This window comes from Alteromonas sp. MMG017, from assembly GCF_018100795.1.
Lineage (GTDB): Bacteria > Pseudomonadota > Gammaproteobacteria > Enterobacterales > Alteromonadaceae > Alteromonas.
In genome coordinates, this window is record NZ_JAGJDY010000002.1 from 402,220 (window position 1) to 415,738 (window position 13,519).

General features: G+C 45.6%; 8 protein-coding genes. 2 read left to right on the top strand and 6 right to left on the bottom strand.

What is annotated here, in order from left to right:
• The 6 genes from J8L84_RS04160 to J8L84_RS04185 are packed head-to-tail and all read right to left on the bottom strand — an operon-like array spanning window position 1 to window position 9,524.
• Window positions 1-924: an alpha/beta hydrolase gene (locus tag J8L84_RS04160; protein ID WP_211069587.1), complete on the bottom strand. Its 924-nt coding sequence runs from the start codon at window positions 922-924 to the stop codon at window positions 1-3.
• Entirely contained in the window at window positions 924-1,871 is a 948-nt protein-coding gene (locus J8L84_RS04165; protein ID WP_211069588.1) for a sugar kinase, read from the bottom strand. Before J8L84_RS04165 ends, J8L84_RS04160 begins: the two co-directional genes overlap by 1 nt.
• 22 nt (window positions 1,872-1,893) lie before the next feature.
• Window positions 1,894-3,462: a sodium/sugar symporter gene (locus tag J8L84_RS04170; RefSeq protein ID WP_211069589.1), complete on the bottom strand. Its 1,569-nt coding sequence runs from the start codon at window positions 3,460-3,462 to the stop codon at window positions 1,894-1,896.
• A 12-nt stretch (window positions 3,463-3,474) separates the two neighbouring features.
• Window positions 3,475-4,953, bottom strand: a complete 1,479-nt coding sequence (locus J8L84_RS04175; protein WP_211069590.1) for a mannitol dehydrogenase family protein — start codon at window positions 4,951-4,953, stop codon at window positions 3,475-3,477.
• A 4-nt stretch (window positions 4,954-4,957) separates the two neighbouring features.
• Window positions 4,958-6,595, bottom strand: a complete 1,638-nt coding sequence (locus J8L84_RS04180; RefSeq protein ID WP_211069591.1) for a DUF5060 domain-containing protein — start codon at window positions 6,593-6,595, stop codon at window positions 4,958-4,960.
• Window positions 6,585-9,524, bottom strand: a complete 2,940-nt coding sequence (locus J8L84_RS04185; RefSeq protein ID WP_211069592.1) for a glycoside hydrolase family 2 TIM barrel-domain containing protein — start codon at window positions 9,522-9,524, stop codon at window positions 6,585-6,587. Before J8L84_RS04185 ends, J8L84_RS04180 begins: the two co-directional genes overlap by 11 nt.
• Window positions 9,525-9,904: 380 nt before the next feature.
• Here J8L84_RS04185 and J8L84_RS04190 point away from each other — a divergent pair, with 380 nt between their 5' ends.
• Both J8L84_RS04190 and J8L84_RS04195 read left to right on the top strand, forming a co-directional pair.
• Window positions 9,905-11,497, top strand: coding sequence for an alpha-L-fucosidase (locus tag J8L84_RS04190; RefSeq protein WP_211069593.1), 1,593 nt, complete (start codon window positions 9,905-9,907; stop codon window positions 11,495-11,497).
• A gap of 136 nt (window positions 11,498-11,633) precedes the next feature.
• Window positions 11,634-13,454 (top strand): sialate O-acetylesterase, encoded by a 1,821-nt coding sequence (locus J8L84_RS04195; protein ID WP_211069594.1) that lies wholly within the window; start codon window positions 11,634-11,636, stop codon window positions 13,452-13,454.
• Window positions 13,455-13,519 lie beyond the last annotated feature (65 nt).

Genomic DNA, 13,519 nt, shown 5'->3' on the forward strand with positions numbered 1-13,519 from the left:
TTACGGATTCGGAATGTCAACGGACTCTAAAAAAGCAAAGATATCACGATAAATCGTTTGGAATTGGCCGTCAGTAAAACCCAAATGTCGGCCATCGGGTATGATTGTGACTTGGTTGGGGACCGCAAATTCGTCGAGTACTTTATGTAAACGCGCAGTTTGTTCAATAGGCACAACTTCATCGGATGAACCATGAATACTCAGTACCGATGGCGTTAGTGAATTAACGTATCGAATGGGGGAATATTGCTTAACGAGCCGCTCAAAAGTCACATCATCCTTTGCCCACGCTCTCGGGTAATTCCAGTTTCCTGTACTCTCCAAATAGGTGTCTAGCTGCGCGATATCTGCTACACCAAACCAATTTATTACAGCCTTAACTGTCATTTCATCGCCTGTGTAAGCGGCATGCTTAGGTACAGCATTAATAAATCCAGCCAATAATGCTAAGTGCCCACCAGCGGAATCACCGGATACAACAATATTATTGAGATCAATGGCATATCGCTTTGCATTTTTTACTAGCCATTGCATAGCGAGGTGCACATCGTCTGCACCTTGAGGAGCAGTGCCTGCGCCAGTAGTATATTCGATATTCACCACAGTCCACCCTCTTTGCACAAATGGCATAATCGACCAAACCGAAGCGGCTTTACTACCGCCGTGCCAGGCCCCCCCGTGAATGTAAATTAGAGTAGGTCTAGAGCCTGTGTGGGGAACAAAATAATCTGGCGGCCCATGCCAAGCTCCCTGTCGATAAATATCTAACGTTTGTGAAACTGATGTCCCATAGGCAATATCATAGTCGACCCCAAAACGATGTGACCAATTTATGCTATCTACGATACAGTTTGGGGTAATCGTATTACACCCTAATAAAGACAGCACAAAGGCGATATATACTAATAATTTACCCTGGTGCATTAACTATTTACTTCATTGCTTAATGCGCTGAACAATGAGTTAGTCGTTAATTCAGATGCTACAATTGCGCCTGAAAACTGCACTACAGTGCGCGCCAATTCGGACGCTCGTATAGTGGCTTGTTCTATATTCAAACCGTCACATCGGGACACGAGGTAAGCACCTGCAAACGAGTCACCCGCGCCTGTAGTATCACGCTGGATTGCTGCAGGCTTGAACGGTTGGTGATACTGTTTTCCAGTGAGATCGTAGACATAAGTGCCTTGTACTCCACATTTTATCACCTGCTCTTGAACACCAAACTGGTTAAGAAAGTCATGCACTTGCTGAGCATCGGTATGCTGAAAAAGAGCGTCATGATCTTCCAAGCCAGGAAGCGCAATATCCGCCAGAGCATAAGCTTGCTCTAGCCAATACTTTGCTTCCGTTTTATCTGCCCACAAACGAGCACGATAATTTGGGTCAAATGTTATTGTTACCCCCCTGCTTTTAGCCCTTTGCAATATGCTTAATAATTTCTGGCGGTCTTGCTGGTCTAGGATCGCAAGAGTAATTCCGCTAAAAAATATCAGAGCGAAATTTTCGTCATCAATCAGGCTTTCTTTACATTGCTTAAGCATATTTTTTGCAGCTGAATTCTCACGCCAGTATGCGAAGGAGCGCTCTCCGCTATAATCTGTGGTGATCGAATATATGCCCAAATTGCGTTCGTGATTGCATCCAACCAAATGGCTATCAATGCCCTCCATTGCCATGTTACTTAGTAGTTGCTGACTAAACACATCATCCCCTACAGCGCTCAAGTATGCGACCTCAGACTCAGGACAAGTCCGCTTAGCATAAACCGCACTGTTGTATGTGTCGCCAGCATAACTAGTATGCACTTGACCGTTTTCATCGCGTCTTAGTTCGAGCATACATTCGCCGACAAAGAGTAATTTATTCATGTCATATTCCTTGAATATCTTGCTACCACCAAGTCGCATACAGGCCGATTAAAATAACAACCACGCCAACGGCTGCCGCGGTAAAACCGTTAGTGGTCTTAAAGCTGATGTCTTTCACCTGTACCCCCTTGTTGACCTCTGGAGCGGCTTCTAACAACGACACAGCATAAGCCAAAGCTAAACATAGAAGGAACACCAAGCCGATTCGATCCATAAACGGTAAGCTGGGCCACATCAATGCAATCAGAACAGAAAACGCTGCCGATCCCAATGCCGCAGCAAGGGCCGCCGTTGACGTGGTTCGAGACCAAAACATCCCCATTAAGAAAATCACTGTAATGCCAGGGGAAAATAGCCCTGTAAATTCTTGAATGTATTGAAATGCTTGCTCTGATTGACCAATTAACGGTTGAGCGACGCACACAGCCACCACCAGCGAAACTAAGGTGGCTACGCGACCAACGTTGACATAGTGATGCTCACCTTTGCCCTCATTTAAGGGACGATACAAGTCCATGGTAAAGATAGTGGAAATACTGTTAGTCATTGACGCCAAAGAGGAAATGATCGCCGCTACTAGCGCGGCAAAAACAAGCCCTTTTATGCCCACAGGCATTAACGACATCATAGAAGGATACGCTTGATCGGGCTTGTCTAAATCAGGGAATAACAGCACGGCAGCAATACCCGGTAAGACCACGATTATCGGCATTAACAATTTTAAATAAGCAGCAAAAGCAATACCTTTTTGTGCTTCTTGAATATTCTTAGCCGCCAACGCTCGTTGAATAATGTATTGGTTAAAACCCCAATAACCTATGTTCATCACCCATAGCCCGCCTACTAACACAGAGATACCAGGTAAATTCATGTACTCACTGTTGTCAGGGCTCAGTATCATGTCAAAGTGACTCGGTACTTTCTCAGTTAATATGCCGAAGCCTTTCATTAACCCTTCACCACCGGATATCTGCTGCAATGCAAGGTAGCTAAGCAATAATCCCCCGAACACCAATAGAACCACTTGAATGATATCTGTGTAGGCCACCGCTTTCAGTCCACCGTAAGTGGAGTAGGCAACCGAAAATACAGCCAGAAACAGCATGCCATACAGCCAGTCAATACCTGCCACGCTTTGTATCGCCAAACCGCCCAACCACAGCACTGAGGTCAAGTTAACGAACACATATACAGCTAACCAAAATAAGGCTAAGGTCGTTTTTACCCTGCCGTCAAAACGCTGCTGCAAATACTGCGGCATGGTGTAAATTTCGTTCTTCAAAAAAATGGGCAGAAAGTATTTTCCTACCAAAATCAGAGTAATAGCCGCCATCCATTCATAAGACGCGATCCCCAAGCCTAGTGCAAAACCAGAACCTGACATACCAATAATTTGTTCAGCTGAGATGTTAGCTGCAATTAGCGATGCACCTATCGCCCACCAGGGCAGCGATTTACTCGCAAGAAAGTAATCTTTTGTGTTTCTCTCATGGGACTTTTCGCCCTGAGATATCCACAACGCAATGCCAAGAAGCACCAATACGTAGGCCAAAAAAACGCCTACATCCAAGGGGGCGAGTGTGAGTGTCATTTCAAGTTCCTCTTACGCAGACCAGTTGTGTTGATTATCATTGATGACCGGCGCTAAGTTTGTGTATGCCGCTTGTAGGGCAGAATTGAAATCCTCGTCAGTCGCTAATGACGAAGGAAAAATAGCTGACATCGACAAAAATAAACCCACATCATGCTGAGCCTCTCCATTACAAGAGACGCACAAAGTCTCTAGTTGAGCTACCAAAGGGTCCACTAAGGCCTCGCCTTTACTATATTGCAGACGCACAAAGTGCATCCACGCGGCTAACGCATAGCAAAGTAACCTTACGCTGCGCCCTTCTCGTAAATTTTGCTGAATGATAGGCAAGATGCGCATGGGGATTTTTTGTGTTCCATCCCACGCAATCTGGCTTAACAGATGGCGAATGGCTGGGTTTCTGAAGCGCTGTAAAATATCTTGGCTGTATTGCTTTGCATCGAGCTCTTTTGGCCCTTCGATAGAAGGCAGTATTTCTTCTTGGATCATGCTTTCAATAAACGCCATCAGCTGAGTATGCTGCATGGCGTCATAGACTGTCTCTATGCCAAGCAAGCACCCTAAATAAGCAATGCTAGAATGGGGACAATTCAACAGCCTGAGTTTTGCTCTTTCAAACCCCTCTACGTCTCGGGTTAGTACAGCGCCCACTTGCTCCCAGGCCGGTCTATCCGACGGTAAACAATCTTCAATTACCCACTGTAAGAACGCCTCACGTTTTATGGGCCAATTGTCATTTATGCTTAGCGTCTGCTGGACGAGCTCGCGCAGCGCATCATCTGTTGCTGGAGTGATACTGTCAACCATGGTGCTCGGGCACGTTATCGAGTCAGCAAGCCATGTGGCCAAGGTTAAATTGAACTGTGCAGCGAACGACACCAGCGCATTTTTTAATTTACCGCCATTGCCCGTAATGTTGTCGCAACTAATGACGGTAAATGCAGGCAGGCCTTTGTCGTGGCGAACAGACAGTGCCTCTACAAGTATTCCAACCGCGGAAACGCGTTCAGTCATCACCTCAAGATCATGCTGTATATCAGCATGGGCGAGATCAAGTTCACCTTGATTGTTCAGGCAATAGCCCTTCTCGGTAATGGTGAGCGTGACAAATTTCGTGTCAACATGGGTAAGACGAGCAATAACGTCAGCATATTGTTGTCGAGCAACTAACACTTCTTTAATCGAGCCGACGACCTCAAAGTTGGTGTCTTTATCCAACTCAGCTAAGCAGTACAACCCGTTTTGCTCAGTAAGTGCATCGCTGACACCACTTGAACGAAGCGACACTGCACTGATGCACCAATCCCCCCCGTGACGCTTCAACGCTTGATGTGTGTACCAAGCTTGATGGGCACGAAAAAATGCACCAGGCCCAATGTGCACTATGCCTATTTTGGCAGCACTTGGTGGCTTGCGATATTGCGGAACGTTAATGCCTTTATTGGCAGCCTCTTCAAGGCTATTTTCGTTTAGATTTATTATCTGGCTCATTGGGTTACTCTGCTACCTGACTGATCAAAATGGCGTCGGCGCTTTTGCGCCACGGTGAAATAAATAATTGTCCTTTTTGTATATCTCTGGCGTCGGTTAACTCCCCCGTTAGGGTGTTAAACCACTGCATGGTGCGCTTTGGCTTTTTGCCGTCAGGCGCTAAGTACCAGTTGCCACGAGACATCTGAAAATTGTCTTTTGAGACATAAATTAAATAGGTGTCGTGTTCATCAACTAGCGTGAAACCAGAGCCATTTTTACCTGGGGCCGGCGTAAAGGATGAGAACGCAAAGCGCTCGAAAAACGCGGACATCGCACTGAAGTAGTTAAATTTCGGGTGGGTGCTAGCGTCAGCCTGTTCAAATGGGTTATAGATGATGACGTTCCAGGCATTCGCTTGCCAATAATAGGTACTGTACACACCAGCGAAAATCGTCATCCAGTTTCTTCTAAGGACGACTTCTGGATCAGTGTAGTCACCGGGAAACACTTCATAGGGAGACGCTTCGTACCCTCCATGCTCTATGTTATAAATCACCTTATCTGCAAAGCGTTTTCTAACATCTAACATACGGTTGTAAATGTCATAGCCCCAATCTTGGGTGGATATAAAATCGACTTGTTCTGGGTATTTTGCACAATAATTAAAGTCATGTACTGTCACTAAACGGTTAAAGTGATTCAACTTGCGCAGACGTTCAATCCGCCCTTTGATGTAAGCTTCATCCGCGCGGCCATAGAACAGCGCCTCTTTTGAAATGTCCCACACAATATTCGGAAACGCCTGATAGCGCTTAACCACATAGTCAAAATACATATTATCGGCGTCTGAATTCATATCAGGCCAATTGACCATTTTATTCCACACGTAAATCATCAAATGACTCACCATGCGCTTGTCGTGAAGTAATTGAATGCTACGATCGAGTTTCTGGAAAAATGCGACGTTCAAAGCTGAAAAATCTGGCTGCTCATTACTCCCTAAAAACGGGTAGATGTCCTGTCGCCCACCAAACTCATGTTCGGGATGAGCAGCAAGTTTCGAATCTTTTTGCCAACTCACGTCATGGGCATACACGTTCATCACCACATGATTGAAACCATGCTCTTTAATGCGCGATAACAAATGTTCACTTTTCGGTGTTGACTGATCGTTGGCATAATCCAACGCAAACAACCAATCTAGCTCGTAACCCAACAAAAAGTACTCGCTGCCATCTTCGTAGGCAAAGGCTTGTTTATTATGTGGTGACAACACCATGGCACCATGGTTAGTGGGATCATCATTTGCTATTACTTGCACCCGACCACGTAAACCATTCAGTTGGGGCACGTCTCCTTCGACTTGGTAATTCCATTCCCCAGAGTGTGCTGCTGAGAATCGCAACAACCAATCATTGTTACCGTTAAACACGATGGGAACGGTTTGTTTTTCACCTGTCCCTTGATGCGTAAAGTAAGCATTCACGTTGGCCGCAAAAGGAGCTTGAGTGGACCCCTTGGTTGTTAAAGTAATATCCAGCACTTCCCACTTTTCGATTGTATTTCTCGACGACGAATCAGTACTGGTCTGGGCGATGGCTGACCCAAGCATCATCAACAGGCTACAACAACACAATATGGTTTTGATATTAAGACCCATTGGTAGCCCCTGAAACTAATTGAATAAGAGCAAAACCGTTAAGACGTATTTGCTGATTGCCATCAGGAGCAGCCATGAGCAACGTTGCTTCACCTCGCTCGTTTACCGTAAAGATGTGTCGTGCGAACCCTGCAGCCCCTTTATTTGAACCACCGTCACCTCTTTCTCCGCCTCCAGCTTCTGTAATAGCAATACGCTTACCAAAAGTGGGGCGATAATCATCTACGCTTTGGGCATCAGTGTTATTGGGCATGCTAAAATTCAGGGGGCGAATGGCATCACCGTCATCGCTTAACATGTGATGCCAAGTTTGCAGCACATATTGCCCTTGAGGTAACTGACTAAAGTGCAGCTTAATGGGTTGCCCCTTGGCGTTATTTACCCCATCTTCGATTAGAAAGCTCAGATCACCAGGGACTCCCCACGTGTTATCCCACGTAAGTGGCTCCGTTGTCCCCGATAACGCTATTGTTACCTTTTGTCCATTGCCGGCTGTCACGACACGAGAGTCATCACCTGATTGATGAGACCAGACGTAAAAGTTTTCTTGCGGGTGCTGTTCTTCATTACCAAAATCGACATACAGCGCTAAAGGGTCAAGTACACGGCTTGAATCGCTCTTTGATTGTGTTTGGTTTACTCCATTTAGCGTCACGCTAGCACTGCCTGTTTGCAAACCGTCGGCATAAGCACTCAATGTTAAAACGCTGGCCGTGGAGCCGACTCGAATCATTATGGGTGCGTGACCATTACGCCAAGCAACAGGATTAGCACCAATGGTCTCATCACCAATGATCTGGCCGTCCCCTTGCAGTTCAAACCTAACCTTAGGGGTATCCTTGTCAATCAAGCCTCCCTGATTGTCGGTGATTTTTGCGTAGGCAAGAATGATACTTGAGCCATCTGCTGTCATATCAAACCCTGTGGTATCAAACACTACATCTAGTTTGGTTGGTTGAGTACCTTTGGCTCTTTGGTGCTTCGCCACAACGAGTTCGCCATCTTTTTGGTAAGCAAGGGCAGTTAATGTGCCGCTTTGCCACTTAAACGGAATTAAAATAGAAGGTGAATTAAGATACTTGTTTTGCTCTGTACGCTTGGCTTGATAACGACCTAATGAGCGATCGTTATGCAATAACTCCACTTCTGCTGCATTGGTGAACACCTGCACCTGATCATCAAACTGTCCACGCGTGTCAGCAATATGTACCATAGGCTCAGAGGTAAGCTCTGATTGATACCAATAGTAATTCGGTTTGGGTAAACGGAATGCATCCCAGCTTGACGCTTGCCACACAGATAAATTTGGATATTGCTCATCGCGTTTTATAAAAGATTGGCTGTCATGGGCGCTCCAAGAGGCTAACCCGATTAGGTTTGGGTCTCCCTTGTAACGAGATACTATCTCTTGCAGCGAAAGACTATCAGTGGAGCCCGAGTGCTCCATGGCAAAGAGTAGATCATCCGATTGGCGCTTCGCTCCTCGGTAATCCATTACTGCATATAAGTCTGTAATACCCGAGTGTTGCTCACCTGTCCATAAGGTGCCATTGTTCATGCTGATGCGTGTAGGGTCTTCTTCTTTAGCGGCATAATGTAGGCGCTTGATTGTACCTCTGTGGTTGATACCCGCACCCCAGCCTAACACTGACGGGTGATTTCGGTGATTTCGTATCATTCGACGTGAGGCCTCTTCTAATCGTGCCATCCACAGTTTATCTCCCATACCTATCCATGTAGGAGGCTCTTCGACCACGATTAATCCGAGCTCATCGCATGCTTGCAAAAATGCATTATCGTGGGGGTAATGGGCCAAGCGCACTAAATTCATACCTGAACGCTTGAATTTTAACGCGTCCATACGATGCAGATTATTTGGCACTGCATCCCCGATATAGGGGAAATGCTGATGACGATTCGCTCCGATAATGTCAATGGGTTCACCGTTGAGCAATAGGCCTTTATCTAGCACTAGCTCAAATTTGCGGATCCCAAGAGGATTCGTTTTGCTGTGCAGTATCCTTCCTTCTTCATCAAGTACCTGACTGATCACCTCATATAAGTAGGGACTGTCTGGTGACCAAAGGCGTAAGTTTTGGTCGATGCCGCTGGTGTGTTTCACCAAATGCGTGGCCCCCGAACCTAGAGTATGTGCTGTGCGCTTTCTTTGAATGATGATTGCCTGATGGTCAACAATATAGGTTTGCACAAAAAATTTACGCGGGCTATCTCCTGTATTGACCACCTCGCTTCGCACGGTGACCGTCGCATCCTTTTTTGTCACTGTCGGGGTAGTGACAAAAATCCCTGAGGTGCTTGTGTCCCAATCGAAAGTAAAATGCAGAGGGTCTAATACATTTAAATAAACATCTCGGTAAAGGCCACCAAACAGCACGTAATCAGTCGTATGGCCATCGGGCGGTATCTGTTTATTACGTCGATTATCTAACTCAAGGGTAAGAGTATTTGTTTGACCCAAGGTAACAAATTCAGATATATCAAAATGAAATGGTGTGTAGGCGCCTACCGCATGTTCACCCACATATTGTCCATTAACCCACAAACGGGTTTTCTGATGTGCCCCTTCAAATTCGAGATAGACCTTACTGCCTTGGTTTCCATTGATGGTTAGCGCTCGTTCATAAAAGCTAATATCGCGATGAAATGTTTGCTGTGACTTATCATCGTCGCTGCTATCTAAGTTAATTGAAGTCAGGGCATAACTGTGCGGAAGGTTGACCTCTTGCCAGTCTTCAGTAGACCATTGCTTGCTGCTTGGTGGGTGCGCCGTCTCCCCTTTGTGATAGCGCCAACCAATGTTTATATTTTCTCGCGAGCTAACAGAGGCCGTTTCAACGGTTTTAATTTGTCCATTTACATTTAAAGCGATACTACAAACCAAGCATAAAAAAAGGAGACGCAAAAACATGATGCAACCTTATATCAACCAAACAATTGATCGACAATACACGATTCAAATGCAATTGTTAATATTTATATATGATAAGTCAGGGCATGTCATTTGTTCTATAGCGCGCAATAAATCCTAAATAAAACCTTATGAAAAAGTCGCTAAACTAAAGAATATTAATATTTATTAGTAGTAATCTGACATATAAAATAATGGGTAATATAGGGTTCACCGCTGAGAATGCACCTCGGTTTCTTACAACAAAAAAATAAGTGCATATAAAAACAATGATTTTCATATGTAAATTTTATTTGCAATTAAGTGAAGTTTATATTTATAGTACCGCTAACATTTTATTAACGTGAATAAATTAAAAAATGGCTCGAGAAATGATACCGATGAAAAGTCTACTAGCTGTCACTGTTGCCACCCTACTCGCTGCGTGCTCGGAACAACCGCTGGAAATGTCTTCCACCACGAAAACGTCGACCGCTGAGAGTAAGCCCACCGCTATGGATGCCCCCGATTACAGTGAAAAATTATCTGAAATTCGCAGTGTCGCCAATCAAGGGCCGTTCAAAGCCAATTGGGATTCACTTAAAGACTATGAGATCCCAACTTGGTACCAAGATGCCAAGTTCGGCATTTTCATTCATTGGGGGGTATATTCTGTGCCTTCGCATAATGGCGAATGGTACCCGCGAAAAATGTATCTAAGCGATACCGAAGAGTTTGCCTATCAACAAGAAAAACATGGTCCACTCACAGAGTTCGGCTATAAAGATTTTATCCCACAGTTTACCGCTAAAAAGTTTGATGCAGATAAGTGGCTGGACGTCGTTAAAAACTCAGGTGCTAAATATATCGTGCCTGTAGCTGAACATCACGATGGTTTCTCTATGTACGATAACTCCTACTCCCGATGGGATGCGGTTGAAATGGGACCGAAAAGGGATGTCATTGCTGAATTAAAAACCGCAGCAAGTAAAGCTGATATCTATTTTGGTTTATCAAGTCATCGCGCTGAGAACTGGTGGTTCTTCGAAGGTGGGCGAGAAGTGCCTAGTGATGTACAAGATGAAGCCTATCGCGACTTATATGGCCCAGCGGTCAGCCGTGAAACCTCCGAAGCAGGTGAGACCCCGCCTACCCAAGCGTTTTTAGATGATTGGCTATTAAGAACCGTGGAAATTGTGGATAAATATGAGCCTGATCTGATTTGGTTTGATTGGTGGATGGCATCGGAGCCGTTTCATCAACATGTAAAAGAGTTCACCAGCTACTTCTACAATAAAGGCTCGAAATGGGACGACATGCCAGCTCTTAACTACAAAGACTTAGGTGAATTTCGCTCGTTTCCACCAGGCTCAGCAGTACTGGATATTGAACGTGGACAAATGTCCGACACCTATGAGCATTTCTGGCAAACAGATACCTCTGTATCAAAAACCTCTTGGGGCTATGTGACTAACCCCTCTTACCGAGATGCCAACTCATTAGTCGATGATTTGATTGATATTGTCAGTAAAAATGGCTCTATGTTACTTAATATCGGCCCCAAGCCGGACGGCACAATACCGCAACAAGAAATTGATTTACTAGCCGAAATCGGCAGTTGGTTAAAACTTAACGGTGAAGCAATTTACAGCACCCGTCCATGGGTAACCTTTGGCGAAGGCTCGACAGTTGTCATCGATGGTACCAACTCCAATGATGCTGAGGAGCACCGTAAAGACTTTAATAGTAGTGATATTCGTTTTACCCAAAACGGCGATGCGTTATACGCTACTTTGATGGCTTGGCCAGAAAATAGTAATGAACTTACGATCCGTTCGATTAATAGCGACAATTATCCTGACAAGATTGCCAGTGTTACCATGCTGGGCCATGACGAAGCGTTGACCTTTTCACAAACTGAAAAGGGGTTAACCATTACGTTGCCCGACTCTTCACCGTCACGATTTGCTCAAGTCATTAAAATCACTAAATAGGTCCTTTTCGCAGTCATCGGTTGTGTCGCTGGTGGCTGCTATTTTCCTTATGAATACACAATTACGCTTATTAATCTTTCTCGCTCTCTTTTGCACCCTACTTACCCCAACAAGTCACGCTATTGAGTTGCCATCTATGTACGCTGAACATATGGTCATTCAGCGCGACTCCCCTATCAAAATCAAGGGCAAAGCCGCCTCTGGCGCAAACGTTACACTCACCATCGCGGGGCAACAGCACGATACCACTGCCGATCCACAAGGGCATTGGCAAGTCACCTTAACTGCCGAATCGGCGGGTGGCCCCTTTACCCTGCATGCCGCTGAGCCTGGCTCAACAGTTGAAATAAACGATGTTTACTTTGGTGACGTGTGGTTAGCCTCTGGCCAATCGAACATGGAGTGGAAACTCGCTTGGCAAGTCGAGAATTGGCAACAAGAAGTAAAAGACAGTAACTTTCCATTGATCCGTTATTTCGACGTACCAAACCATTATACCGCCGACGAGCAAAACAACATCAATCACGCTCAGTGGCAACTAGCGTCTCCGGCGACTTCCGGTAACTTTTCAGCGATCGCATGGTTTTTTGCTAAGCAACTGCACCTTGAGAAAAACGTACCGGTTGCCATCATTGATGCTACGTGGGGAGGCACGCCAGCTGAGGCATGGACGCCACTACCAACATTACGCCAGCAAGAAGCCTATCAAGTTCAAGCAAGTGAACTGATGTCTGACCCCGCCCATTGGAATCAAATATTTCAGGATACTCAAGCCCAAGAACTGAAAAAGCAACAGCATCTTGACAGCCAAGACGGCCATCACATTCAAAGGTTGACGCATCCACGTTTTGATGACCATCAATGGGTAAGCGCTGACCTGCCCTTACTTACCCCTTTGCCGGATGTGCTATGGGCGCGTAAACGCTTTTCACTTACCCAGGCCCAACGTCGGTCTGATGGCGCACTTTTTATTGGTTATAGCCCTTCCCATGTTCAAGTCTATTTAAATGGTAAGCAGGTGCAGAAGTCGCTCGGGGCACAAAGAGACGACCCGTATATTTTACCTAAAGAGCACTTTAATGCTGGGGATAACCTCATCGCTTTAAGAGCCGTAAACAGCTGGGATAACAAGGCTAATATTGCCAGCAAGGACAAACTAATACTGCACATACAAGACGCTAAGATAGCACTCAATAATGATTGGAAAATCAACAATAAAGCAGAAGACCCGCTGCCCATGCCACCTATGTTGTGGCAAAAGCCGGGGGTGCTTTACAACGCAATGATCCACCCCTTGATTGGCTTTCCATTGAAAGGGGTTATTTGGTATCAAGGGGAAAGTAATGTAGGTCAAGCTGCTCAGTACGCGTCGCTGTTTACCTCTTTGATAAAAAGCTGGCGGAAGCGTTGGGGTCAGAAAGAGTTACCTTTTGTTTATGCACAACTGGCCAACATACATGGAATAAAAGAGCAACCAGCTCCAAGCGATTGGGCGCTGTTACGAGAAGCTCAAACGCAAGCGTTAGCACTCCCCCACACCGCAATGGCGGTATTAATGGACGCTGGCGACCCTTGGGACATTCACCCTAGAAACAAACAAATAGTCGCACAGCGCCTTTGGCACGGGGCAAAAAAGGTCGCCTATCACGGTAAAAACCTTGCTTCTGGGCCTATGATCGAAAAGATGCAGGTTGACGGCACCAGTATTCTGCTGAGCTATACAGATATAGGCCAAGGCTTACGCGCGAAAGGACAGTCTCTACTCGGATTCGAATTAGCAGGAAAAGACGGCCACTATGTGAATGCTCAGGCGAGTATCGAAGGCAATCAAGTACGTGTACACGCCGCGGCAATAAAGGAGCCTGTATCTGTTCGCTATGCTTGGGCTGATAACTCTTTAGCCAACTTGTATAACCTTGACGGATTTCCGGCTATTCCTTTTCGCATAGGGGAATAATTAGGAAAAAAATAAAGGCTGAGAACAATACACTGCTAGTCACATCGTTCTTAGCAGCACGTTAA